Genomic DNA, 24,218 nt, shown 5'->3' on the forward strand with positions numbered 1-24,218 from the left:
AGACAACTATATAAAATATTATAACAATAAACGCATCCAAACAAAACTAAAAACAAGTCCTGTTAAATATCGCTTGAAATTCTTACAAGCTGCATAATATTTGTGCGGTTCAGTACTGTCTACTTGACAGGGACATGTTCACCCGGCCAAATCGCGCGGTCCCGAGCCAAAATCGCGCGATCCCAGACCTAAATCACTCCATCCTGGGCCAAGATCAACCCGCAAGCGCAGTATAAGAACCTCGGTATTTAGGATGACATAACGACGCTGTTATGCAGTATAATATATAAAAAGAAGGCATAGAAATGTTCCTATACCTTCTTATCTTAATTAATCTATTAATCTACTAAGAGGGGAAATTAAAAGCCCATTTCTTGTGCATTATCAATGACATCCTGTGGTACTTTAATCGGATCTACACCATTGATGTTTTTGTATTCAGCATTTACTTTTTGAGAAATGTTCATTTCTTCACCATCAGCTTTAATTTTCATGTCCATATCCACATTGAGTTTATTTAGGTGATATGTTTTTTTGTCGATGAAAATTTCGTAATTGAGCTTACTAATATCCATATCTTTAAATGTTTCTTCGCCCAATGCCTGCATGATTTCTTGTGGCATATACTGCTTAATTAATTCATCCATATTGTCTTTAAGTTTTTCGCCATCAGCTTCTAATTTTAAAACAAATGCGTTATCGTCTTTTTCAAATGTAAAGTCCTTAGCGAATTCCTCTAATAGTTTCAGTTGTTCAGCAGGATCTTGCTGTTGGTTCAGCATTTCTTCTGATAAGACAGAATCCATTTTCATCCAAGTATCAGACATTGACTCATACATGTACATCGCATCTTCAGTAACGTAAGATTCCATTTCCATCGCTATTGGTAACAAATCACCCATATCAATTGTACCTTTTTGATACATTGTTAGAGGGTCTGTTGTCATTTTGACATCCATTTTAGATGATATGTCCATTGTCATATCTTCACTAGGGATGCCGATTGTTTGTTTTATATCCAAATCAACTTCGGCACTTTTTAACTCTTTTGAAGCTTCAAGCGCTTTGTTGTACACTTCTTCAGCGTTTTCTTGACAAGCAGAAAGTGTAAAAGCTAAAGCGATTGCAACAAATAATGTCATCCATTTTTTCATAAGATTAAACACTCCTTAAAATTTTGTATACAATTAATCTTACGTATAATACCATAAATGGTTTCAATTTAAATCACTTTTTTAGGAGTTTTTCAAAAATAGTAAATTCGAACTAATTAAACTGTCACTTATTGACTAAAACACCATATTTTCTTTTTAGCCGTTTAAAAATCATCAAGAAACTAGAAGAAAAGATAAATAGTAATACAACATTAGACAACGCGTGGGAAAAATCATGGACAAAACTGGCCGCATAAATGCCAATGATAAGTTCTAATGTTAGATTATCAATCTGAGTTGTTAAGACCCATAAATTCATCGTCCAACCAAATAGAAATCCCCATATAAAACCGAATAAAAGGCGCTGCCATCTTTGTTGTAAATAGTGCGACATTATGCCCGCTGTCATTCCCATCAAGCCCCAGGCGAACATTTGCCACGGTGTCCAAGGACCTTGACCAAGTACTAAGTTCGATACGAGTGCACTCACTGCACCAACGATAAAACCCGTCTCCGCACCAAAACCAATTCCAACCATGATGATAATAAATGATGTCGGTTGGATGCTCGGTAAGGCTGCAAAAGGTATGCGACTAACAGCTGCCACAGCAATAAACATCGCAAGCAGGACGACTTCACGAGCAGAAATTGAGCGCTTCTCAAAGCGAATAAAAAACGGTAACATGATGAGACCAATGATGAGAAAACTTATAAAAAAATACGCCCTCTCTGAGAAAACAAATAGCAAAAGGAACAGGATAATGCTAACCACAGCAATCATTATTTTTCTGGCCATGCTTGAAGTGCCTCCTCAAGTGTTAAGACGGAGGATAAAGACGTGCCTCTCGCCGCTCGACTCAAATCCGTCGTGTAAAAATAATTATCTTGTAGGACGGTGTGGGTCGGTCCTTCAGTAGTGACCTCGCCAGCAAATAATAAGCCAGAGCGCTTAGAATAATTAGCGATGAAATCAATATCATGAGAAACCATTACAATCGTTACTCCTTCCTTGTGTAATGCTGTTAGATAGCGACCGAGCTCTTTCTTAGCGAAAGGATCTAGCCCCTTTGTAGGCTCGTCAAGGAATAAAATATCAGGTTGGCGCAGTAAGAGACAAGCAAGTACAACTTTTTGCATTTCTCCATATGAACAGTCATACGGATGCTGTTGTAAAAGATGTTCGACATTGAATCGTTTAGCCATCTTTATCATGTGCTGCTCGCCATCATCGCCTTGGTTTAACATCGCTTGCATTTCTTTTTCTACGGTGTCATACATGAAGAAAGCTTGTGGTTGTTGTGGCATAAATCCAACCCGGCTCAACGCGGTTTTATGAGGCTTTTCTTGAAAAAGTTCTACACGTCCGCGTTTAGCCTTTTTAATACCAAGGCAAATCTCTAGTAACGTTGTTTTCCCTGATGCATTCCCACCAATAATGGTGTAAAAATCCCCTTTATAAATGGTTAATGATAAGCGATTTAAAATGGATGGGGCATTTTTCGAAAAATAGAAGGTCACGTCTTTTAACGTAACAATTGGTTGTTCTTGTTCTACATTCCGACTTTGCCGCTTACTGTCTCTCATAGGTAAGGTCTGCTTTAACCATACGCGACCATCATTAACGGTTAGGGGAATGTTGTCTTTTATCGGTTGTTGTGCTTTCTCTAAATATAAATGAGCTAGATCTGGTAGATAAGCGTGATATTTTATTTCTCGTGATTGAAAAAGCTGATATAACATATCCCGACTGTTTCCGGTGAAACGCACTGTTCCTTCATCAAGCATAATCACACGGTCACATATCTGAAATAAGTGGTCAACCCTGTGTTCAGCAATAATAATCGTCATCCCTAAATCGTGATGCAGTTGTTCGAGGATTTGTAAAACATGTTTCGCATGTACGGGATCTAATTGTGAAGTCGGTTCATCAAGAATGAGTACTTTTGGACGTAATAATAAAACAGATAACAGATGAACAAGTTGTTGTTCTCCACCAGATAAGGCATCAGTTTTTTTATAAAGCAGGTTTTCAATCTTGAAGAAATGCCCTAGTTCGGCAACACGCTTTCGCATTTCCACTGTTGATAAACCGTGATTTTCCAGACCGAATACGAGCTCCTGTATGACGGTGGGCATAACCATCTGTTCTTCAGGATGTTGTGAAATAAAGCCAATCTGCTTTGTTAATTGCTCGTCAGACCATAAATGAATCGGTTTATTTTGGTAAAGCATCTCACCAGATAATTCGCCAATAGGGCGTAGAACAGAAGTTAATAAACGTAAAAGCGTTGTTTTTCCACAACCACTCGGCCCTGTTAACAGAATAAACTCGCCGGCATTAATGGATAAGTGGAGTTGATTTAAAACATCTTTATTCGCATCAGGATAACGAAAAGACACATCATATAGCTGAAACATTTAAGCAGTGCTCCTTTCAATAAGCAAAGGCATTAAATAAAGGAAAATCATTATGATATACATGCCCCAATCAAACGGATAGAAATGTAACGTTCCTAGTCGTGGATAAATATAGATGTTACCATAACCTAGAATACTTCCCGTAAAGCAGAGTATAAATAACAAAAGCAAAATGATCATCACAAACCAGTCACGTTTCTCCATATAAAAAGGCGTATACATCGTTCGTTTTTGATTGCCATAACCACGTGCTTTCATGGAATCAGCAGTTTCTATCGATTCTTCTAAAGACCAAGTGATTAAGGCTTGTAGTTGCAACATAGCTGTTTTAATTGGTGATTTATTTGATCCGCGAACATGTTGAATGGCTCGAATTGTTTCTAGCCGATTCATTAATAACGGCACAAAACGTAGTGCAATCATGACTAAAAGCGCTGTTCGTGGAAGAAGATTAGCAAATAAATATAAAAAACGCTGACCATGTAGGACGTGTTGAAAAGAGATAAATAATAACATCATGCCACCGATCATTAGTGCAAGACTGATACCATAAATTAACGCTTCAAGCGTTATTTGTCGGTTCCCAAGATAAAACAAGATATGGCTACCTCGTGAGACAAAAAGCGGATTTAATAAAATCATAACCCCCATCAATAAAAGGATACTAGATAGCCGCTTTTTAATGGATTTTCCCTCATCTTGTTGCCAGACAATCCAAATTAATAATAGGAAGGTGGTTAATAGGAATACGGGATGATTTATTTGAAACAGCATCACGCCAATTAAGATATAGTACATTAATTGAACAATAGGATGGATGCTTAAAAAGCCTTGTTCACTCACGTTCAATACTCCTTTCAACCTTATTAACTCGTTTTGCCAAAAGTCTTGGTCTTCAAGCATAGTCAAGTGGTAAGTCTCACCGGGCGCCAATATCTTTGCCTAAGTCTTTCGTGTAGAGCCACTCAATATGATCCCCAGGCGACACTTTAATCGCCCCGGCACTTTGGTGGGCAAATACACCATTAACTCGGAACATCCAACCACTTCCAGGTCCGTGGTCCATTTCATAGACGTTAGCAATGCCCCTAATATAAGCGGTCGATCCCTTTCCAGATATATCACGTTGAATATTTCTGTCCTTTGTGATATGTAATAAAGCATCTAAGGCAGTATCATTTTTATAAATAGTGACATTTGTATGAGCTAACGGGATATTGTCATTTGAAATTTTGATGACCATTGTCACAGTTCCAATGCTATCATCTGATTTGGTATCATTTTTTTGTTCGTTTCGTGGCGTCTGCTTCGGTTTTTTTGTTTTCTTTTGTGCTGTTTGATTTTGTTGTACTTGTTTAGTTGGCAAATTGCCTTGTTTTGTTTCTGTTTTTTTAGTCGTTTGTTTTGATTCCTGCACTGGCAGAGCGTCTGCATCGTTTTTCTCTTTTACGACGGTTTGTTGTGACGTTTCTTCCCGCTTTGGTTTAGTTTCAATTTTATCTTCATGGTGTTTTTTAGGTTGATCGTCCGCTTTAGTAATTGTAAAACTCGGTTTTATTTGTAAAGCTGTATGATGTTCTGAATGATTGGTAGCTGAAAAATCGAGCCCACTCGGCTTTTGTAATGAATCAGCACAGCCATTCAAAATGATCATTAGTATAAAAATTAATATTAATCTTATACGCATAAGAATCCCTCATTTTCTTGATCATACCTCTAGAATAGAGTGTATGCACTTGTTCTTCAACTCCTTAAGAAAATAAAAAAATGAGTTTGCCTTGGAAATCATTCTTGGACAAACCCGTTCATATTTAAATAAGTTTAGGAAATTAATTATTGATAGGGTAAAAAAAATCGAATGAAGTTGTTTGATGTTATGATGCTAGATTTCGCGAGAGGCTTTCTTTAAATTTACTTCCTTGTTGATGAAGTAGTGTTAAATTGATAGAAATGGGACGCTGATTTGGACGGTATACTTTTAAAATATTTGTTGTTACCTTAACAGAGCCGGCGATATTCATATGTCGATTTGTATAAAATTTCATTGACGGTTGACTCATTTTTCACCCTCAAGCTTTTTCTAGTGATCACTATAAATCTTTTGGATAATTCAAAAATATCATTACCAATAGTATCCTGATTAAATGCGATTGTCAATATACTTCAATGAAAAATAATTATCAATCTGTCTTATTAATTGCAAAAAAAAGGTGGGAGATTTTTCCCACCTTAATGAAATATTATGCGGCTTGTTGTCTTCTCTGAGATGCTACTGTAACTAGTTGTGGTGCTTTTTTAATCAGTAAGACTAATATAATGGCACAAAGAACCGAAGCGCCAAGGAACGTAATCCCGTTCATCGTTAACGAGAAGATGACAGGTGTTTTTCCTGCTTCAATGGCGTACTTTTTAAAGAAGATGACACCGGCAACAAAATGCCAGAAATAACGAGCTGCACCACCGACAAATGTTGCAACGACAATCCATACAATTGCTGTCCCCATTTTTTTATCTTTTAAACTACTTTTAATTATACCTGAAAACAGCCCGGCAAATCCGATACATGTAAAGGCAATAAAGTATTCAATAAATGCTTGTGTAGGGGTTAAAATCCAGGCATCACCTGTTGCAATTTGCAAAACCCCCCATAAAAACCCGGATATCGTCGCGGCAAGAAAGCCTCTGCGAAAAGCAATAATAAAAATCGGGACCATAGCAAATGAGATGGAAATCGATGGATTTGGTTTAAATGATGGGAATAAATCGAGTACCATCGCAAATCCAGCGAAAATCGCTATCTCTAATAATGTTTCTAAATCAAATCGTTTCATAAAAAAATGCCTCCTCTAATGGTGTACCACTGAGGGAGACATCGTGAAATAGGAAAGATGGCATACTCATACATACCTTCATTCCGCATTATTTCACCACATCCCTACGTTAGTACTAACTAGACAGGTTCGAAGGGTTAGAACGCATGAACGTTCAATCTCAGCGAAAAGCTCCCCTTGTGGTCACTTCATTATTCATTTCCATCCCATCATAACAAATATATGTCCGTTTTAAAAGCAAAAAAACCATGCCACCTATAGTTTTGGCATGGTTTAAATATGATTAAAGAATATCAATTCGTCTTGATTCTGGCGTTTTCGGATCTAATTTAGGTAGTTTTATTTTTAAGACGCCTCGTTTTAATTTAGCTTTAATTTTATCTTCATCAATATTATCGACATAAAAGCGTCGAATAAACTCTCCGTAGTGACGCTCTTGACGAATAATTTTATCTTGCTTATCTTTCGTTTCTTCTTCTTCCTCACGTTTCGCATGAATTGTTAAATAATTATCGTCTACTTGAATGGTAATATCATTTTTGTCAAATCCTGGAAGTTCCGCTTCCACATAATAAGCATCTTCCGTTTCTCTGACATCAGTACGAAAAGAATTGAAATTCCCATTTAATGGTGCAATTCCTTCTCGATCAAATACTTCATTGAAGGACTTTAACATGCGTTCGAATAAATCCAGCTCGTCATCTTTTCTTTTAAATGGCTTTAAGTCAAACATATGAATTTCCTCCTTCTTTTTGTGTATCTCTCACTTATTATTATACCTTGTTTTTTCATGTTATTTGGTTCGTTATATCATTTTTCAATTAAATGTCATAGTTCACTTCATTGTAAAATTCAACATTCTTCGACAAAAAATTCAATATGGATGACAGATAACATTTTATTTTGTAAAGTATATACAGATGCTGTTTTTGCTGTTGTATAGCATGAATTGTCGCTAAGATTATTAACATTTTAACACTTCAGCAATGAATAGTTCAGAATGATCTAAGAGGTTAGGGTAACTTAATTCAAAAAGGGGGATAAGCAATATGGACTTGCAAAAATTATACAATGAAAAACTTTGCTCTATCGAGGAAGCGGTTTCATTCATTCAGCCTGGAGACGACATTATTACACCGATATTAGCCGGAGAGCCTTACAAATTAATGAAACAATTAGAATCACATGAAGGCCTCTCAGGAAACCGTTTAATTCAAATGTTTTCAACTCGTGATGTAATCGATGTTGAACCAGAAAAACTTCAAATTATTAGTACTTTTTTAGGGGCATCAGAAAGAAAAGCATTCAAAGAAGGAAAAATTGATATTTTACCAAACCACTTTTCCGATATGCCTAAATTACTAAATCAGTTTACAAATAATCAAGTCGCGATGGCAGTCGTTTCACCGATGGATGACGAAGGTTATTTTTCAATGGGAACTAACTGTGACTATGTAGCAACTGTCTTTCCTTACGCTAAAAACATTATTTTAGAAGTGAATGAACATATGCCACGTACATATGGAGAGAATCGTGTTCATATCTCTGATGTAAGCGCATTAATCGAAAATCATGAGCCAATCCCTGCATCACCTGATTTAAGAGTATCAGAAAAAGACCGAATCATTGGTGAATATGTAGCAGAGCTCATTGAAGATGGCGATACCATTCAAATCGGATTCGGTTCTATTCCAAATGCGATCATCGAACAGTTGACATCACACCGAAATTTATCTGTGCATACGGAAATGATACCGGAGAAAATTATTGATCTATATGAAGCAGGCGCCATTACTAATGAGAATAATCTATTTAAGAAAGGGAAGTTAACAGCTACATTTGCATTCGGCTCGCAGCGTTTATATGATTTTATCCATGAGAATGAAGATATTTATATGTTACCAGTCAATAAAACGAATAATGTTGTCGATTTGTCTAAAATGAAAAACTTAGTCACAGTGAATGCGGCTGTTGAAGTTGATTTCCTTGGCCAAGTGAACTCAGAGATGATTGGCGGCACATATTGGTCTTCTTCAGGTGGGCAAGCTGACTTCCAAATTGCTTCACATCTCGCTGAAAATTCAAAGGGTATTTTAACATTACATTCAAGTGTAAAAAAAGATACCATTTCAAAAATTGTTCCGACTTTACTGCCAGGAACACCTGTGACAACTTCGAAAAATGATGTCGACTATATTGTAACTGAATACGGTGTGGCTCGCTTACGTGGAAAAACAATTCGCGAACGTACGAAAGAATTAATTCGCATTGCACATCCTAAGTTTAGGGAGGAACTAGAGTTTGAAGCGAAGAAAATGGGCTACTTAGTATAAAATATTTACCCTGGACGAAAGCTGTCCGGGGTTTTTTAAAAATAATGTGAAGAGCACTTCGTTATATAGACGCTAAGCATTGTTCATGTTAAAATGATATTATCATAACAGAACAGGCACCATGACACATAGTCCAATGTAAAGAGGGTAATTCTATGAAACTATGGTTGCGTAAGATAGTCGTTGCTTTCGTAGCAGTCATGACTTTGGGGCTTTACATTCCCCCAATTGCATTAACATTAGATGCTGATGAAAGTAAAGACGCCATTTCGGAAAAATCAAATATCGATGAACAACAATCAGCGGTAGCCGTTGTTGAGCATGAGATACGAGATGAGCGGCGGAGTCAACCGACTCTGGAAGATAGACCGACGGCAAGAGAAACTTATCTTGAACACCTGACAGAAGGTGCGAAAGAACAAGCCTTCATGAAATTTGGTCCGCGCATGATTGATCGTGTAGAAGATGAGTTTACAACGGACATATTACCAGTTATTGAAGATGTCATAGAAGCGGTTATTGATAGAGCTGATGAGGATGAACTAGCTTACTATGCGATTACTGAAGAACCAGCTCATGGGTTTGGAGAGCGTATTTTTAATGTGTATGATGTGAGGAATCAATCAGATCTTGTACGCTTTCATGTTCGCCGTGAAAATCGTCCATTAGAAGGTTATTGGTTTAATTTCCATTATCATTTAAGTGACGATCAATTTGAAACACATCATGATATTGGTGAAATCTACTGGGATAAAAACATTCCACCTAAGTGGATGTCTTAAATTCAAAAATAAAACCACGATGACTCCCGGGTAAGAGCCATCTGGTTTTATTCCTTTCATATAACTGGCATGACATTCTTTTACGGGTAAATAAGAAGGATTGTCATGCGAGTTTTTTATTTTTCTTTGGGAAAAACAAGCCAAAGATAAAGAGCAATTCCACCGTATGTGATGAGAAGACTAATGATGAGTTGCATTTCTAGCTGTAACGATGTAAAACTTAATAAATAATCTGGTAAGAAGAGTAATAGTAAAACAACAACGAGCACACTTGTCTTCGCCCATAGAGTCATACCGATTATTAGAATGGCAGAAAGTGCGACTGCAAGCCACGTGCCTGTTTCGCCGAAATGAATCATCGGAGAATCAATTCGATTATTAAAGTAAATAATGCCTACGAAAATCCCCATCTCAATAAGAATAATTGGAGTGACAATGAGAATCGCTTTAGTATCACTTAACTGTCTCTTTGATATGAACTTCACAGCTGCAAATAATAGAATAATAAATAGAATACTATCAGCGATATGACCAACAATTTCAAAGACCGAATAGGCCAGTTCACCTTTTGATACATCGCTGAAAATTTTAAATGTAAAAGAGCCGATGATGATCAGTAAAATATATTTAAACCACCCAGAAACATCGATGTCCATTTCCTTTGAAATCATTTCCATATATTCGGCAGGTGAGTTTCCGACAATTTTTTCAATCGGTTTTCCATTTTTCTCAGCCTCTAGTAAGTGCATTTCTAGTTCATTCGTAATCTCTTTAATTTCCTCGAACTTCTTTCCCTTTGCAAATAAATAAGCACGTAAGTCTTCTAAAAACTTATTACTCTTCTTGGATAGTTGCGGATTTGTCATTTGTTTCAACTCCTTATTTGTTATTGTTAGTTAATCATCTGATTCGAAACGAAGCACTTGATTGACACTTTGCTGTAATTGTTTCCACCGATAGATAAACTGCTGAAGTTCTTCTTCTCCCTTTTGTGTGAGCGAATAATACTTTCGGCGAGGTCCGGCGGTTGATTTTTTAAATGTTGCTGTTACAAGTTCCTCGCGCTGCATCCGCATAAGCATTGGGTAAATCGTTCCCTCACTAAACGATTCAAACCCATAGGCTTCAAGTTTCTCAGCAAGCTCATATCCATAAACTTCTTTGTCTTTAATGATTGCCAAGACACACCCATCAATAATCCCTTTCAGCATTTGCGTCGACGACAAGTACATCACCTCCTTTTTGCTATATTGCATTGCAAGGTATATATTTAAAAAATGACCTTGTAATACAAGAAAAGGAAAATTAACGATATTCATTGCCTTGCATTACAAGTTATTATTTTAAGTATAAAATACATACTCTTGTAATGCAAGGGTTAATAAAATATTTATTGATTTAATGGAATTCCCTTACTAGTAATGCATGTCAAGAAAGCGGTTAGTCCTTTCGTATTCTAATCATTTATATATGACAAAAATGACAGATGTGTTAAATTTAACTTTTTTGTGAAATCATTCACATATGGGTTCCTTTTATATAACAGGCTTGTTATAATAATATTGCATCACAAAAACTAAGGATGGTGATCACATTGATGAAAGGTACAGCTATCTTATTAAATGATGACCAAACTGTTACATGCTTAGAAGGTGTCGAACGTTCTGTATACAAAGAAATGAAGGACCAAGCAGGTTGTGCGGATTACCATTGCACAATTGGTAACAGAGAGATTTGTTTTCAAGATGTTCAGTTTGTTTTTTGGTGTGATAGTGATGTTGATTGGGATTATGGATATTAACGATTAGAATCTTATAAATAAATTCCCCCTAATATACAAGTATCATCAGATATTCGTATCGAATGGATTTTTTCATTCGGTACTTTTTTTATTTTTTTAGGAGATTGAATAAAGGATAGTTTATACCTAAAGTATGAAGAAGATGTTAACATGATATAATATGGAATATGGTTATTATGGAACTTTTTTGAAGGGGGAAATAAAGTGTCAAAAAATGTCATTGGCTATGTTGGAACATATACAAGAAAAACGAGTAGAGGGATCTACCGTTTTGAACTTGATATAGAACAGGGGCAATTTACCAAGTTAGAATTAGCGTCGAAAATGAGTAATCCGACGTACTTAGCAATAAGTGAGGACAAAAAATATTTATACTCCGTTGCCCAAGATGAGGATATGGGTGGGGTGGCATCATTTGAGATTAATCAAGCTGATGGTGAGCTCCGCTATATGAATCGAAAATTAGAAAATGGCGCACCACCATGTCATGTCGATGTTCGGGGGGATGCACTTCTAGCTGGGAATTATCATAAAGGGACGGTTAAATGGTTTGAAGTGAGTGACCACCGAAGCATTAATAAAGAAATTGTAACAGTAACCCATGAAGGACAAGGGCCACACGAACGCCAGGAAAAACCACATGTCCACTTTACTGGACATACGCCTGATGGAAAGTATGTCGTCGTTGCAGATCTTGGTATAGATGAACTAGTGACTTATAAGAAAGTAAAAAATTCACTCGAAAAAATTGAAACATACAAGGCGAGGCCAGGGAGTGGGCCACGTCATATCGCTTTCCATCCGAATGGTAAGTTAGCTTATTTATTAACGGAGCTAAGCTCTGAAGTGATTGTGCTTGATTATGATTCGGAAACAGGTGCTTTCCAAGAAAAGCAAATCATTCGTGCGATTCCTGAAGATTTTACAGAAACAAATGATGCCAGCGCTATTCACGTCTCATCAGATGGAAAATTTGTTTACACTGGAAATCGTGGTCATAATAGTATTACGACATTTAAAGTAGATGAAGCAACTGGTCAATTGACACTTGTAGGGCATACACCAACAGGTGGAGAGTTTCCACGTGACTTTTCCTTAGACCCGAGCGAGAAATATGTCGTCGTAGCGAACCAGCATACAAACAATCTGGTCCTATTTTCACGTGACGAAACAACAGGACAATTAACAGCACTCGATTCTATCATTCATGTACCAGAAGCAGTCTGTGTTAAGTTTCTTTCATTATAGTTTGAAATAAAAATGAACGCATTGTTAAACAAGAGATGCCTTTTGATTGAGGCATCTCTTGTTTGTTGTGATTAATTATCTGCTGCAGAATATCTAAAAAACAGAATTAGAAACAAAATATACATAAAAATTCAGAAATATTAGTTCAAACGGTTGACAACAATACGCTATATATTATATATTTAATTCAACAATGTTGAATAACAGTAAACTTAATTGAAAAACATAGAACAATTACAACATCATTTTTTAAGGTAAATACATGAGAGCGCATACATTGATATAAATAGCAACTTTTTCAATATTAAAGGAGGGGTTAGCGGTGAGTCGTTGGCCAGAATATGTTCAAGTTAAAGAAGTTGGGCCAAGAGATGGTTTGCAGAATGAGAAAAAACGTGTTTTGACAAAGGATAAAATCACTTGGATTAATAAATTGTCTGAATCAGGGATTAGTGAGATTGAATACTCATCATTTGTTCATCCAAAGTGGGTACCACAACTATCGGATGCACATGAGGTTGGGAAGAAAATCAATCGTAACCCGGATGTTCGTTATTCAGCACTCGTCCCGAATATGAAAGGGTTAGAACTTGCACTTGATGCGGGAATTGACGGTGCATCAGTCTTTATGTCAGCAAGTGAATCTCATAATAAAAGCAACATCAATAAAACCATTGCAGAAACATATCCCGTTTTGAAAGAGGTCATTGAAGAAGCAAAAGCAGCGGGAAAACATGTGACAGCATATGTTTCAACGGTGTTTGACTGCCCATTTGAAGGTAAGATTTCCCCTGATCAAGTCATTGCTGTCTGTGATCGACTCCTAGAATTTGGGGCGGACGATATTTCCTTAGGTGATACGATTGGTACCGCTGTTCCATCACAAGTGGAAACATTACTAGATGAAGCGCTTCGTCGTTATCCTAAAGAGAAAATCATCATGCATTATCATGATACAAGGGGGATGGCGATAGCCAACATTATGACATCACTTGGATATGGCATTAATCGCTTTGATAGCTCAATTGGTGGCCTTGGCGGATGTCCATATGCTCCAGGAGCAGCAGGGAATGTCGCGACGAATGATATTTTATATTTACTCCATGGTATGGGAATTAAAACAGGAATTGATGAAAAGAAAATCGAAGAAGCAGCACTCTTTATTCAAAATAAATTGGGAAAGACACTGCCTAGCAAATCACTTGCCTATGCGATTGCACAGCAATAGCAAGAGAATTGCTAGGAGCGGATGAAGCCATCTTCCTTATAATAAGGGAAGATGGCTTTTAGCATTATCTTAACCTGCTTAAAAATCAACACGGTTTGTGTCTCCACCTGAATAATGATTTTACTACAATTGAGGCACGGTCCCGAGTAATTCCACATCTTCCCGCCAAACTTCCGAACTCCATATCACATTACAACAAGAGTCACGAACAAATCTTGACTGAATAGCTCCTCTCACTTATGATAAGAACATCATACACTGTACGTTAGAAAGGGGGAAATGACAATCGACCTTCAAGACATCGGTAAAAAAATTCGACAAGCTCGACATCGAAGCAAGAAGACACAACAAGAGATAGCCGACCAATGTGGCATTTCTAAAAGCATGCTATCAAAGATTGAGAACGGCCAATCAGCAGCGGCAGTAGCTACACTTTCGAAAATTAGTGAGGCACTAAATATCCCACTTTCCTGGATTCTTGACAATCGTCCAGAAACAGATTTAGTATTACAGCCTAAATCGATGCGCCAGTCCAAAGTAGGACATGAAGATATGGGTTATTCATATGAACTACTAGCGAAATCACGTTTTTCAAATATTGAACCAGCAATCGTTCATGTTACCCCAAAGGATGCGAATTTACGTCATGAACCATATACACATTCGGAAGATGAGTTTATTTACGTGCTAGAAGGTGAAATATACCTCCTTTATGATCAGGACAAACATCATCTTAAGCAAGGAGATACAGCATATTTCAAAGGTATGAAGCCACATTTATTTATACCTGTTGATAATCAAGGTGCCAAAGTATTAACGGTTTTTATTGAAGGAATAGAATAGAAAATGGGGCCGGGAGAAATGAACTGAACTGTTCCCTATCAAGTAGATAGAGGAGATAATATAAATTGATTTAAGCAGTTTTAGCTCTGTATTTAAAAGGGCAAAAGCCGTTTTTTCTTTCTTGATACCTTTCATATTGATCAATTTATTAATTGTCTTTGAGAAATCTCCGGCAATGTGCCGAGGATTTGTACGTTTTTATCGTGTCTTTTTTTATGCAATATCGCATATGGAGCGTTTAATGGTATGTAACTCAGCGTTGTTAGTTGAATTTATCTCGCATTGGGGTGTTCAATGGTATGTAAGTCATTGCTGTTAGCTAAAGTTAGCTCGCATTGGGGCGTTCAATGGTATGTAATTCATTGCTGCTAGCTAAATTTAGCTCACATTGAAGCGTTTAATGGCATACAAGTCAGCGATGCTAGTTAAAGTTATATCGTATTGGAAGTCTGCGCTTCAAGTCGTCATGATAACACCTATATTGTTAAAAAAGAGATCCACCCCTAAGGAAAAGGAGTGGATTATTATTTTTCTTTATAACAAACTATACAAATTTTCCACCAAATTATGGCCTTCGTTCCAGTGAACAAAATATGATGTACCAATCTAATATCATTATTTAATGCTAGTTATGTCCCAGTCTCATACTAATATTTAGTTGTTAAAATTTTTATATAACGCATGTATAGATTTAGCTGGAACAGGCTTACTCCAATAGAACCCCTGACCCAGATCACAACCTTGTGCAGCTAAGTAATCAAGTTGCTCTTTTTGTTCAATTCCTTCTGCTAAGACTGTGTAATGTAAGTTCTTCCCCATATTAATCATCGTATTGACAATAATTTCACCGTCAGAATCCATATCGAAAATAAATGAGCGATCCATCTTCAGTGTGTTGATGGGCAATTTTTTTAAATAACCAAGGGATGAATACCCTGTTCCGAAATCATCTATTGAAATATGAATGCCAATAGCACGTAAACTTTCAAATACATCATGTGTTTCGTCAATATTTAAAAGCGTTCCCTCGGTAATTTCAAGCTCTAGATAACGAGGATCTAACTCTGTTTCTTCTAAAATTTCTTGTAAGCAAACAGTAAAGTCATCATGATGAAACTGAATAGGTGATACATTAACACAAATTTTATCTAGGTGAACACCGTCTTCTTGCCATTGTTTCATTTGTTTGGTAGCGGTTTTTAAAATCCATTTTCCAGTTGGGATAATCAGACCTAATTCTTCTAAAATGGGGATAAATTCAGCAGGTGACACATGACCTAATTTAGGGTTATACCAACGTAATAAAGCTTCCGCACCAATCATTTTATTATCTTGTAATCGAATGATTGGTTGATAATATATGGTAAACTCATCTTTTTCTAATGCTGTTTTAATTTCCTGTTCAATTTGATAATAGCGATCAATTTCTGTGTTCTGATCAGGTGTATTAAAGCAATAGGAATTGCCACCCTTTGCTTTGGCATACCCCATTGCTGTATCTGCTTTGTTAATGAGTGATTCTATAAAAGTAATGCCGTCTGTACATGACTCTTCCATCATACCTGTACTAATTCCGACACTAATTGATAAGCTGATTTTTAAACCTCTAACATCATAAGACATACTGAGTTGTTGGATAAGCTTTTTTACAATCGCTTTAATGTCATTTTGACTCATTTCCCCGCGTAAGACGACGATAAATTCATCCCAGCCAAGTCGTGAAATAAAGTCTGTTTTGCTTAGACAATATTTCAAACGCCGTGACACTTCTTTAAGTACATAGTCACCCATATGATGACCAAATTTATCATTAACCGATTTAAAACGGTCAAAATCCAAAAACAGAACGGTAAATTGCGGGTGGTTTGTTGCTGAAACAACATCAAGCCACTGATTAAGTGCATTTCGATTCGGCAACGCGGTTAACGGGTCATAGAAAGCCAACTTTTTAATCGCTTCCTCATATTCCATTCGTGCTGTAATGTCATGGTGTAGCGCTATATACTGATATAACTCACCATCTTCATTGAAGAAAGGTACAATCGTCGTGTCTACCCAATAATAAGAACCATCTTTTGCACGATTTCTAATTTCTCCACGCCACACTTGACCGGTTTCAATCGTTTTCCAAAGATCTTTAAAAACTTCAGGACTATGATATCCAGAATTGACTATTTGATGTGTATTACCAACTAACTCATCACGACTGTATTTTGAAATACTACAAAATTTATCATTAACTGATTGAATCACACCGTGTTGATCTGTAACTGCGACAATCGTGGATTCATTTAATGCTTTTTCGAGATTATTCATCCGTCTTAATGCTTTATCCAACTGAGCCTTCTGATCCATCGTCAGCTTCCCCTTTAATTAACATTTCAACAAAATAATACCATATATGTGACTAAATTCACAAAAATGAAGCATGAATAATGTCAAAAATTAGCCCTTTTTGTCTAAAAAATTACACTCATGTAAAATGTCATTTACAATATTCATGGAAAATCCGCCCTATATATAAATAGAAGCGGAATCATAGGAACTATTTTTTTAAGATAACTTGAATGACATGCCCAGTACCAGTGTGTCCTGAACCCTCAATTCGTTCAGCTTCCCCATAATAGAAATGTAAGCATTTGTATGGCTTAATCCAATTTAAAATATCTATCGGATCATATAAATTGTCAATAACGGGTGGGCCGCCTGTTTTATAATCGAATTGCTCTTTAGAATAAACTTCAAATAAAACATGACCACCAGGTTTCACTGAACCAATGATATTTTGGATAAACTTTGCTTGTGACTCCCCGGGAACATGCCCGAATACCATCACTGCTGCATCAAATGTTTCGGTCGTCACTTTTTCGGTTATTAAGTCCTGCTGTACGGTCTCGACATGTACACGATTCTCAGCAGCTAATTCCTTTGTTTTTTTCAGTCCCGCAACAGCTTGATCATAAGATGTCACATCATGTCCAAGCGTCGCAAGATATACGGCGTTACGACCTTCACCTTCTGCAAAACATCCAACTTTTGATTTTTCAGGTATTATTGAACTTTTTTCACGGATAAATTCATTTGGTTCTTTACCGTAGAAATAGCCTTCCTTTGAAAAACGCTCATCCCATTTATTTTTAGACATCAATCTGTCCCCTTTATCGATTATTAAGTATTACAGTTATTATCTTATCATGAACGAAAAATATGTTTAACAATGTGCTTGCATAAAAAACCCCACCTGTATGAGGTGAGGTTTTTGAAGTTAGTGTACATTTTTGTTTTTTGTACTAAATGGTGCGAGCAAAATTGTTAATCCAAAGTAAAGCATCATCAGCCCCATAAAAGTATAAAATGCAAAGAAAATATCATTTTTAAACAGATAGACAGATGCTGCAACGATTAAGATAATGAGAATGACAAATAAATGCTTAAATCGTTTCACGAGAAGTCCCCCAAATCTTATAAAGTAACTCTAGTTTAAGTATACCAAATGGCCTGTAAAAGTGATGGGTGACTCGTGACAAGTTTGTGAGAGAATTAACAGAAGAAGCATTGCTAGATGATAACCAGTGGCATGTTTTAAAATTTAATGAAAACATTGAGGAACCGGAAGAGTTATTTACTACCCCGGAAATGGAACAACGGTTTGAAAGTGAACATGTCGAACTAGATATTGACGAAAATATGATTTATATTAAATTAGAATACGGTCTTCTAGCCTATGATAAGCAAGAATTAAGTCAAAAATGGGCAACAGCTATCAATGGAGAATTTGATACACCACCAATTGATGAGCCAAGTTATGATTTTGAAACGGATTATTATAATGGTGATGTATATACTCGTGTTCAAATGACAGAAGCAGGCGAGAAAAACGAAACAATATTAGCGATTATTGATGGTAAGACGGGAGAAATGAAGGAAAATTATACAATAAAAGATGGAAATACTTTTGGACCTTTATTTGATGGAGAAAGTGTTGTTGTCTTCTACAACAGTAGAGAAAGTCCACCAAAAGTGTATATCTTAAAATAATAAAAGAATACAATCCCACCCCTTAATCGTTATTAAGGTGGGATTCGTTTTTTTGATAGAATACAGGATAAATGTACTATAATGAATTAAAACAAGTTCATAAGGAGTATTGCGATGAAATGTTTAGAATCGTCTTTGAATAAACAACAATCCCCGCACCAAAGTTTACGTTCTTTATTTTTAAATGATATTCATGTCGACCATATCGCTGAGGAATTAGTCGTGTGTCATGCACATGGGCGGACGGCCGATGCCTTACATATTATGGATACCCACGATTTTGATTGCTTGGGTGTTGAAGAAAATGGGAAGGTCATCGGATATATTGAAAAGCATGATCTTGGTGATGGTATTTGTCGAGATGATATGAAATCGTTTATTACGACAGAAGTTGTATCCGACTCCACTTCATTACTTAAAACACTTTACTTATTCAAAGAGACAAAGCGTATCTTCGTTTTAGAAGAAAATCGAATAAGTAAACTCGTCACACATGCCGACCTACAAAAAGCACCCGTCCAGCTCTTTCTTTTTGGACTGGTATCGTTAACAGAAATGTACTTGTTACAGTGGATTAAGAAGTATTTACCTTATGAAGAGTGGAAGCCTTATTTAAATAAAAGTCGATTAAGAGAAGCCTATCGCATCTTCTATGAAAGGAAAAAAGTGAACGAAGAAATCCAGCTGATAGACTGCTTACAACTTTGTGATAAGCGTGATATTGTGTTGTCTGTGAAAGATATGTATACGATTCTTCCTTTCCCATCGAAAAATAAAATGAGAGATTACTTTAGGCAAATAGAAAGTTTAAGAAACGATCTCGCACACGCCCAGGACTTTATCGGGAAATTTACAAAAAAAGAGATTATCGAACTCGTGCTACAAACGGAGAAGGTGTTGAGAATTCTTGAGGAAGAGTTGTTGGTGGAAGAGTGATGTAATTGGATATGTTCAAAAAATGGAGGTAAAATTAATTGAAAAAAATTGATGTTGTCGCAGCAATTATTATAGATAATGGACAAGTACTTTGAGAGTATATGGTCTGGTTTAGAATAATAGTGGTTGAGAAGAAGATTATATATCCTCTTCTCAATTATTTATTATGCCTAGAAATGACACTAAGCTTCGCAAAACGCCAATTCTTTCCTTTCAGGGATATAGCGGTATTTTATAAGTCTAAGATTCGACCATTCCTTAGATATGGGTGGTCTAAAGCCTTTTAAATAGTTTCGCAAGGCAAGGGTATTTCTTATTTGAATTACTTTTGGAGGAAAATCATATGCAACAAGGAATGCTTTTATCATATTATAGTCCTCATAGCTATATTCCTTATTGACCCAATCAACATATTTCATTACTTGTATAATATCATCTTTAGTTGCAGGACCTTTTTTAATTTCCAACACTAAATACTTTGAAACCGTGTCATATCCAGGAATGAATCTATATCCAAATATATCCATTTTATCCATATAGATTACAGGCTTAAAAGGTGAAGCAATGACTTGGTGTGAAACATAGTCCCATCGACCAAATGTGCCTTTGTTTTGAATTATGTGTTCTAAAACACCGGTTTCTATTGCCATTTCATGCTTTAATTGTCCGTCTTTTCCTTTACAAAGATCTAAGATGTTTTCCGATGTAACTTTATATTTTTTATTAACTAAGTTATTTATACGCTTATGTAGTTTATTATTGGTAATAAAAAGGTTGCTTTTATTAAATAAATTTTCTTCATTGTTTTTTAGAATAATATCGATAAGCGCTTTATTTTCCTCTTCATCAATTTTAATAAAAGACAGTTTTTCAAAAGCTCGAAGCATTTTAAATTTCGTAGGATTTGATCTCAAAACTTCGTCCATATCAACGCCATTTTTAAAAAAATATGGTTTTCCTTTAAAGGTGCACAGCATTCTATTTCGTAAGTTTTCCGGAGAATGGTTTAAAATCATATCGTTTTTAATTTTAGAAAAATCAGGTGAAGAGGGAAAATCAGCATCTGGAAAATTGAGTAATTTACAATCTCCTTTTACGGTTATTAATTCACCAATTCCATATATTTTTCTTTGATGAAAGAAGAAAACATTGTCCCCGTCTTTCATTGTAATATAGTCAGCGAATGTCCCTTCATGATGAACACTCCAATAATTGTTTTTTGGTAACTTTAAATTGGTGCTGTATATACCATCATATATTGACCCTGTAAGTGCTCCAATGCTATTCAAGCTAAAAATATATCCCGCCATTAATATACCTCACTTAATTCTGAAGTGATTTTTGCCACGTATTTATTATCCAACCAAAAACCTTGTTTAGTAATTTTTCTCCCATCAGGTAATTTTACGTGATCTTTACCATCTCTTCCTTTTGGCCTAATGTGGCAAGTATCATTGAACCCTGGTTTTGGAAGGTTGTTTTTTACAATGACTCGGTTTTTTTGTTGGGTAGGTGTTAAATCAATTCCTGTATTAATTAGATTTTTAACATGAAACCAAAAATCTTTTAAGGGACCATCTATTGTTTTTTTCGGCATATTCCAAAGTTTAATGCCTTTAAAGTAAAGCTTCCGATTAGGATTGTCTCTTTCCCTTTCTTTATATTGGAAAACAACAAATAATAACTTAGTTTCCTCAAAATATCGTCTAATCCAGCTATCTCCCCAATTCTTGTTTGCCCATTCAATGAAATCAACATTTTTGAATGACATATGTTCTTTAGGGACTCCATTTGGCTCTAATCTTACTGTTTTAAATTGAATGTTTGCTTTAGCAAATTCGTCTATTTGATTCAATTTTGTTCCCTGGATTCCCAATAAACTACTGATAAATTGTTGTAAAAAGTTTTTTCGTCCATAGTTAATTTTGTAGTCTATTTTCTTTGATATATCATCAATAGACATACCGATGTATGGTTTGAATTTTTCTTCTAATATTTGAGAAAATGACTTTTCTTTCAATTCTTTTGACGTTGTAATGCGTTTTAAGTCTTCTTTACGAATAATATTCCGAACTAGTGCGGTCATATAGCTTTGTTTTAATGAAAAGGCTCTTTGCATGGCTGGTTCATCGCTGAAGGGTTGTGTGCGCAGCGATTTTTTGCTAGCACCTTTTGTACTTGCAGCTAGATAGTTAGTGTCCGCTTCCGAAAGCTCGTGGGCACGTCCCTCACGTATTTTTTCAACGATTACTTTCCAATCTTGTTCTATAATTGCTAAATCTTCCTCTGAGTATGTATGTAAATATGATTTTATTAATTTATAATCTGCCCGTTTTAATTTGGCTGTCCATAAGTAAAACATTAATAGTAATTTTGCATTCTTTTTCCAAAAGCTAGATGTCTCAAACTGACGTTGAACTTCCTCGTGATAATTAATAATATTTAAGACGAGTCTTTCTTTAGCAGATAATGTACCGTTTTTATTCTTCTTAATGGGCGTTACTTTTAATTCTATTCCTAGATTGGCAAAGTCAGCCTCTTTTTCAGAGTTAACTTCATAACCAAAAAAACTTTCTTCAATAATTTGGCCAAGATGTCCCTTAGATCGTTCATTTTTAATTCGCCCTGTTTGATCAATATTTCTAAAAGTCATTCCTTCTGCTTGTTTAGCCTTTGCAAGTAGTTCTTCTTCAGTTTTATAGAGCATAAAATACATCCTTTGCAGAAATTGTTGGATTCAGAATTATTGTAACATATAAAAATAAAAGCTGATACTAAACGTATCAGCTCGTAATCAATTCAAGTTGTACTTCTTCTACTTTATTTTGCTTTTCTATTTCTTCGATGCGTTTACCCATGATTTCAATGAGACCGACAACGAGTGCATTTCCCATGCAAAAATATCGCATTCGATTGGTCATACCTGCTGTCCAATTATCAGGAAAATCATTTAGCCGTTCACATTCAATAGGTGTAAGCCTTCTTTTACGTCCGTTAACTTCTACGATATGTGTACTACGATTATTACTTCCTTCACTCGTTAACATGGTTCTCCCTGGCTTGTCCAATGAATCTGTTGGAGACATTCCCCCTTCAGAAAAGTAATATTTATGTCCATCTGGGGATTGTCTTTCAATCTTCTTAGGTCCACGCATATATACAAATTTTTCTTCCTCTTCTTTTGATAAATAAAATTCTCCATTTACATTTTCTTCATCAATAAGTATATCTTTTAGAGGAGTAGGTTCTTGTAGTATAGGATCAACATGAGCTGTGTATACCTTCCCATATCTCATAACACCTGCTGGGTGAAAATTAAATGAAAACTCATCAGATATTTCGACAATATCCTTTGGCAGGTCAACTGAATCAGTTCTCTTTTTATAAGGTTCCTCTTTAACAGGGAAAGGTTTTGCAAAAAAGCCCTTCTCAAAAACAATATCTTTTAATTTATATTGTTCTTGCTCGGAGTCAAATGATAGTCCGTTCTTATAGGCAAAGATAAACACTCTCCGTCTACGTTGGGCAAAACCGTATTCGGCAGCATTAATCATACGCCATTCAACACTATAGTCGAGGTCTCTAAGAGCTGCAAGCATGACGGCAAAATCACGTCCACGTTGTCTAGAAGGGGATTTTAGTAATCTATCGACATTTTCAAGTAAAACATACTTTGGATGTGTATGCTCTATTGCTCTACGAATTTCCCAAAACAATACCCCTTTTTTTCCTTGAATCCCTTTCTCTCCCGATAGAGAACGAGCAACGGAATAGTCTTGGCATGGAAACCCTCCGACTATTAAGTCCGGTGCAGCAGCTTGAAACTCCTCATTCGATATTGTAGCAATATCTTTATTAACATGAGTTCCCTTATTGAAGTTTCTTACATAGCAGTCAAAGGCATCCTGGGACTTACGGGACGGTTCCCATTGGTTTGCCCAATTTACGACAAATAAATCAGGATTTGCTCTTTCAAGTCCTAAGCGGAAACCACCAACACCTGCAAACAATTCCATAACATTTAATTTTAAATTTTCGCCCATATAAGAACACCCTTTCGCTTGTTTACACTATAATACATTATTTGTAAACAAAGATCAAGTTTAACGCTTGTTTTTGATATATTCACGATTCACGGCAAGTTCAAGATTATTACAAATAAGCTTGACACCTAATCGCATCATAAATGCTGTCAAGATATAGATTGTTGTTTTTTCGTGAATATCTCGTTAAAGTTGTTTAGATTATTGCAGAGTATGTAACGTAATCGGCGTCATTCATCTTCAACCTCAACAAGAAACATCTTATCGTTAAATCCTCCTCGTATTTGTGCTTTATCGACTCTGATTTTTTCCACTTGTTCAATTGATGCGCCGTGTATGTGGCTAAGTGCATGGATGATTTCAAGTACGTCAGCAAGCTCTTCTAATGCTTCGCTCTTATTTTGTGCGCTTAGGTATTCAGTCATTTCTTCCTTTAGCTTCTTTTTTAATTCCTTTTCATATTCTCCATCGTTTAACACTTTCGTTGTGCATGCTTTGCCATTGCTATGTATAATTTCAGGAATTTTGTCGCGTACAAGTTTGTTATAAACAGGCATTCTTTC

At 36.0% G+C, this 24,218-nt stretch carries 26 protein-coding genes and 1 riboswitch; of the genes, 9 read left to right on the forward strand and 17 right to left on the reverse strand.

The window, feature by feature from the left end; translation table 11 throughout:
- The first annotated feature begins 10 nt into the window (after nt 1–10).
- Complete coding sequence (locus tag VIG73_RS10505) at nt 11–97, forward strand: IS3 family transposase (RefSeq protein ID WP_414648402.1); 87 nt, start codon at nt 11–13, stop codon at nt 95–97.
- Nucleotides 98–359: 262 nt separating this feature from the next.
- Here the strand turns inward: VIG73_RS10505 and VIG73_RS10510 are convergent, their stop codons facing one another.
- From VIG73_RS10510 to VIG73_RS10545, 8 genes are all read right to left on the reverse strand, one after another.
- Nucleotides 360–1,154, reverse strand: coding sequence for a DUF6612 family protein (locus VIG73_RS10510; protein ID WP_331641702.1), 795 nt, complete (start codon nt 1,152–1,154; stop codon nt 360–362).
- Nucleotides 1,155–1,278: 124 nt separating this feature from the next.
- Nucleotides 1,279–1,950, reverse strand: a complete 672-nt coding sequence (locus VIG73_RS10515; RefSeq protein ID WP_331641704.1) for an ECF transporter S component — start codon at nt 1,948–1,950, stop codon at nt 1,279–1,281.
- On the reverse strand, nt 1,935–3,572 hold the full coding sequence (locus tag VIG73_RS10520) for an ABC transporter ATP-binding protein (protein WP_331641706.1): 1,638 nt from the start codon (nt 3,570–3,572) through the stop codon (nt 1,935–1,937). Before VIG73_RS10520 ends, VIG73_RS10515 begins: the two co-directional genes overlap by 16 nt.
- On the reverse strand, nt 3,573–4,415 hold the full coding sequence (locus tag VIG73_RS10525) for an energy-coupling factor transporter transmembrane component T (RefSeq protein ID WP_331641708.1): 843 nt from the start codon (nt 4,413–4,415) through the stop codon (nt 3,573–3,575).
- A 76-nt stretch (nt 4,416–4,491) separates the two neighbouring features.
- Nucleotides 4,492–5,259, reverse strand: a complete 768-nt coding sequence (locus tag VIG73_RS10530) for a DUF4430 domain-containing protein (RefSeq protein WP_331641710.1) — start codon at nt 5,257–5,259, stop codon at nt 4,492–4,494.
- 187 nt (nt 5,260–5,446) lie between these two features.
- On the reverse strand, nt 5,447–5,632 hold the full coding sequence (locus VIG73_RS10535) for a hypothetical protein (RefSeq protein WP_331641711.1): 186 nt from the start codon (nt 5,630–5,632) through the stop codon (nt 5,447–5,449).
- Between the two features lie 180 nt (nt 5,633–5,812).
- On the reverse strand, nt 5,813–6,403 hold the full coding sequence (thiT, locus tag VIG73_RS10540; protein ID WP_331641714.1) for an energy-coupled thiamine transporter ThiT: 591 nt from the start codon (nt 6,401–6,403) through the stop codon (nt 5,813–5,815).
- Nucleotides 6,404–6,487: 84 nt separating this feature from the next.
- Nucleotides 6,488–6,591: riboswitch (TPP riboswitch) on the reverse strand.
- A 95-nt stretch (nt 6,592–6,686) separates the two neighbouring features.
- Nucleotides 6,687–7,136 (reverse strand): Hsp20/alpha crystallin family protein, encoded by a 450-nt coding sequence (locus VIG73_RS10545; RefSeq protein WP_331641716.1) that lies wholly within the window; start codon nt 7,134–7,136, stop codon nt 6,687–6,689.
- A 316-nt stretch (nt 7,137–7,452) separates the two neighbouring features.
- Here VIG73_RS10545 and VIG73_RS10550 point away from each other — a divergent pair, with 316 nt between their 5' ends.
- Nucleotides 7,453–8,736 (forward strand): acetyl-CoA hydrolase/transferase family protein, encoded by a 1,284-nt coding sequence (locus tag VIG73_RS10550; RefSeq protein ID WP_331641718.1) that lies wholly within the window; start codon nt 7,453–7,455, stop codon nt 8,734–8,736.
- A 155-nt stretch (nt 8,737–8,891) separates the two neighbouring features.
- Nucleotides 8,892–9,518 (forward strand): YpjP family protein, encoded by a 627-nt coding sequence (locus VIG73_RS10555; RefSeq protein ID WP_331641720.1) that lies wholly within the window; start codon nt 8,892–8,894, stop codon nt 9,516–9,518.
- A gap of 116 nt (nt 9,519–9,634) precedes the next feature.
- Here VIG73_RS10555 and VIG73_RS10560 read toward each other — a convergent pair whose 3' ends face one another.
- Both VIG73_RS10560 and VIG73_RS10565 read right to left on the reverse strand, forming a co-directional pair.
- Complete coding sequence (locus tag VIG73_RS10560) at nt 9,635–10,384, reverse strand: HAAS domain-containing protein (RefSeq protein WP_331641722.1); 750 nt, start codon at nt 10,382–10,384, stop codon at nt 9,635–9,637.
- Nucleotides 10,385–10,414: 30 nt separating this feature from the next.
- Nucleotides 10,415–10,750 carry a PadR family transcriptional regulator gene (locus VIG73_RS10565; protein ID WP_331641725.1) on the reverse strand — a complete coding sequence of 112 codons (336 nt, stop codon included), beginning with the start codon at nt 10,748–10,750 and terminating at the stop codon, nt 10,415–10,417.
- A 362-nt stretch (nt 10,751–11,112) separates the two neighbouring features.
- On the opposite strand from VIG73_RS10565, the gene VIG73_RS10570 reads away from it, so the two are divergent.
- The 4 genes from VIG73_RS10570 to VIG73_RS10585 all read left to right on the forward strand — a co-directional run bounded on the left by VIG73_RS10570 (nt 11,113) and on the right by VIG73_RS10585 (nt 14,638).
- Complete coding sequence (locus VIG73_RS10570; RefSeq protein WP_414648400.1) at nt 11,113–11,319, forward strand: hypothetical protein; 207 nt, start codon at nt 11,113–11,115, stop codon at nt 11,317–11,319.
- A gap of 204 nt (nt 11,320–11,523) precedes the next feature.
- The gene (locus VIG73_RS10575) at nt 11,524–12,567 is read left to right on the forward strand and encodes a lactonase family protein (protein WP_331641727.1); all 1,044 of its coding nucleotides are present in this window, start codon (nt 11,524–11,526) and stop codon (nt 12,565–12,567) included.
- Between the two features lie 322 nt (nt 12,568–12,889).
- Nucleotides 12,890–13,795 carry a hydroxymethylglutaryl-CoA lyase gene (locus VIG73_RS10580; RefSeq protein ID WP_331641728.1) on the forward strand — a complete coding sequence of 302 codons (906 nt, stop codon included), beginning with the start codon at nt 12,890–12,892 and terminating at the stop codon, nt 13,793–13,795.
- Between the two features lie 279 nt (nt 13,796–14,074).
- Nucleotides 14,075–14,638, forward strand: coding sequence for an XRE family transcriptional regulator (locus tag VIG73_RS10585; RefSeq protein WP_331641729.1), 564 nt, complete (start codon nt 14,075–14,077; stop codon nt 14,636–14,638).
- Nucleotides 14,639–15,292: 654 nt separating this feature from the next.
- On the opposite strand, the gene VIG73_RS10590 is transcribed toward VIG73_RS10585, so the two are convergent.
- From VIG73_RS10590 to VIG73_RS10600, 3 genes are all read right to left on the reverse strand, one after another.
- On the reverse strand, nt 15,293–16,993 hold the full coding sequence (locus VIG73_RS10590) for a putative bifunctional diguanylate cyclase/phosphodiesterase (protein WP_331641730.1): 1,701 nt from the start codon (nt 16,991–16,993) through the stop codon (nt 15,293–15,295).
- Between the two features lie 190 nt (nt 16,994–17,183).
- Nucleotides 17,184–17,783 carry a class I SAM-dependent methyltransferase gene (locus VIG73_RS10595; protein WP_331641733.1) on the reverse strand — a complete coding sequence of 200 codons (600 nt, stop codon included), beginning with the start codon at nt 17,781–17,783 and terminating at the stop codon, nt 17,184–17,186.
- 120 nt (nt 17,784–17,903) lie between these two features.
- Nucleotides 17,904–18,083 (reverse strand): hypothetical protein, encoded by a 180-nt coding sequence (locus VIG73_RS10600; protein ID WP_331641735.1) that lies wholly within the window; start codon nt 18,081–18,083, stop codon nt 17,904–17,906.
- 86 nt (nt 18,084–18,169) lie between these two features.
- Here VIG73_RS10600 and VIG73_RS10605 point away from each other — a divergent pair, with 86 nt between their 5' ends.
- Both VIG73_RS10605 and VIG73_RS10610 read left to right on the forward strand, forming a co-directional pair.
- Complete coding sequence (locus VIG73_RS10605) at nt 18,170–18,676, forward strand: hypothetical protein (protein ID WP_331641737.1); 507 nt, start codon at nt 18,170–18,172, stop codon at nt 18,674–18,676.
- A gap of 114 nt (nt 18,677–18,790) precedes the next feature.
- On the forward strand, nt 18,791–19,612 hold the full coding sequence (locus tag VIG73_RS10610) for a CBS domain-containing protein (RefSeq protein ID WP_331641740.1): 822 nt from the start codon (nt 18,791–18,793) through the stop codon (nt 19,610–19,612).
- Between the two features lie 182 nt (nt 19,613–19,794).
- Here VIG73_RS10610 and VIG73_RS10615 read toward each other — a convergent pair whose 3' ends face one another.
- The 4 genes from VIG73_RS10615 to VIG73_RS10630 form a co-directional block, all read right to left on the reverse strand.
- Nucleotides 19,795–20,922 carry a hypothetical protein gene (locus VIG73_RS10615; protein ID WP_331641743.1) on the reverse strand — a complete coding sequence of 376 codons (1,128 nt, stop codon included), beginning with the start codon at nt 20,920–20,922 and terminating at the stop codon, nt 19,795–19,797.
- Nucleotides 20,922–22,319: a Sau3AI family type II restriction endonuclease gene (locus tag VIG73_RS10620; protein ID WP_331641745.1), complete on the reverse strand. Its 1,398-nt coding sequence runs from the start codon at nt 22,317–22,319 to the stop codon at nt 20,922–20,924. Before VIG73_RS10620 ends, VIG73_RS10615 begins: the two co-directional genes overlap by 1 nt.
- A 76-nt stretch (nt 22,320–22,395) precedes the next feature.
- Nucleotides 22,396–23,655, reverse strand: coding sequence for a DNA (cytosine-5-)-methyltransferase (gene dcm, locus VIG73_RS10625; protein WP_331641747.1), 1,260 nt, complete (start codon nt 23,653–23,655; stop codon nt 22,396–22,398).
- A 230-nt stretch (nt 23,656–23,885) separates the two neighbouring features.
- On the reverse strand, nt 23,886–24,212 hold the full coding sequence (locus VIG73_RS10630; protein ID WP_331641749.1) for a nucleoside triphosphate pyrophosphohydrolase: 327 nt from the start codon (nt 24,210–24,212) through the stop codon (nt 23,886–23,888).
- Nucleotides 24,213–24,218: the final 6 nt, after the last annotated feature.

The organism is Cerasibacillus sp., from assembly GCF_036516575.1.
Lineage (GTDB): Bacteria > Bacillota > Bacilli > Bacillales > Amphibacillaceae > Cerasibacillus.

What these genes read in the sequence shown, in the direction of transcription:
- VIG73_RS10590 (WP_331641730.1), bottom strand. Translation starts at nt 16,993, where the DNA reads ATGGATCAGAAGGCTCAGTTGGATAAAGCATTAAGACGGATGAATAAT.
- thiT (WP_331641714.1), bottom strand. Translation starts at nt 6,403, where the DNA reads ATGAAACGATTTGATTTAGAAACATTATTAGAGATAGCGATTTTCGCT.
- VIG73_RS10615 (WP_331641743.1), bottom strand. Translation starts at nt 20,922, where the DNA reads ATGGCGGGATATATTTTTAGCTTGAATAGCATTGGAGCACTTACAGGG.
- dcm (WP_331641747.1), bottom strand. Translation starts at nt 23,655, where the DNA reads ATGGGCGAAAATTTAAAATTAAATGTTATGGAATTGTTTGCAGGTGTT.
- VIG73_RS10620 (WP_331641745.1), bottom strand. Translation starts at nt 22,319, where the DNA reads ATGCTCTATAAAACTGAAGAAGAACTACTTGCAAAGGCTAAACAAGCA.
- VIG73_RS10560 (WP_331641722.1), bottom strand. Translation starts at nt 10,384, where the DNA reads ATGACAAATCCGCAACTATCCAAGAAGAGTAATAAGTTTTTAGAAGAC.
- VIG73_RS10530 (WP_331641710.1), bottom strand. Translation starts at nt 5,259, where the DNA reads ATGCGTATAAGATTAATATTAATTTTTATACTAATGATCATTTTGAAT.
- VIG73_RS10550 (WP_331641718.1), top strand. Translation starts at nt 7,453, where the DNA reads ATGGACTTGCAAAAATTATACAATGAAAAACTTTGCTCTATCGAGGAA.
- VIG73_RS10545 (WP_331641716.1), bottom strand. Translation starts at nt 7,136, where the DNA reads ATGTTTGACTTAAAGCCATTTAAAAGAAAAGATGACGAGCTGGATTTA.
- VIG73_RS10630 (WP_331641749.1), bottom strand. Translation starts at nt 24,212, where the DNA reads ATGCCTGTTTATAACAAACTTGTACGCGACAAAATTCCTGAAATTATA.
- VIG73_RS10595 (WP_331641733.1), bottom strand. Translation starts at nt 17,783, where the DNA reads ATGTCTAAAAATAAATGGGATGAGCGTTTTTCAAAGGAAGGCTATTTC.
- VIG73_RS10565 (WP_331641725.1), bottom strand. Translation starts at nt 10,750, where the DNA reads ATGTACTTGTCGTCGACGCAAATGCTGAAAGGGATTATTGATGGGTGT.
- VIG73_RS10535 (WP_331641711.1), bottom strand. Translation starts at nt 5,632, where the DNA reads ATGAGTCAACCGTCAATGAAATTTTATACAAATCGACATATGAATATC.
- VIG73_RS10585 (WP_331641729.1), top strand. Translation starts at nt 14,075, where the DNA reads ATGACAATCGACCTTCAAGACATCGGTAAAAAAATTCGACAAGCTCGA.
- VIG73_RS10510 (WP_331641702.1), bottom strand. Translation starts at nt 1,154, where the DNA reads ATGAAAAAATGGATGACATTATTTGTTGCAATCGCTTTAGCTTTTACA.
- VIG73_RS10555 (WP_331641720.1), top strand. Translation starts at nt 8,892, where the DNA reads ATGAAACTATGGTTGCGTAAGATAGTCGTTGCTTTCGTAGCAGTCATG.
- VIG73_RS10515 (WP_331641704.1), bottom strand. Translation starts at nt 1,950, where the DNA reads ATGGCCAGAAAAATAATGATTGCTGTGGTTAGCATTATCCTGTTCCTT.
- VIG73_RS10520 (WP_331641706.1), bottom strand. Translation starts at nt 3,572, where the DNA reads ATGTTTCAGCTATATGATGTGTCTTTTCGTTATCCTGATGCGAATAAA.
- VIG73_RS10610 (WP_331641740.1), top strand. Translation starts at nt 18,791, where the DNA reads ATGAAATGTTTAGAATCGTCTTTGAATAAACAACAATCCCCGCACCAA.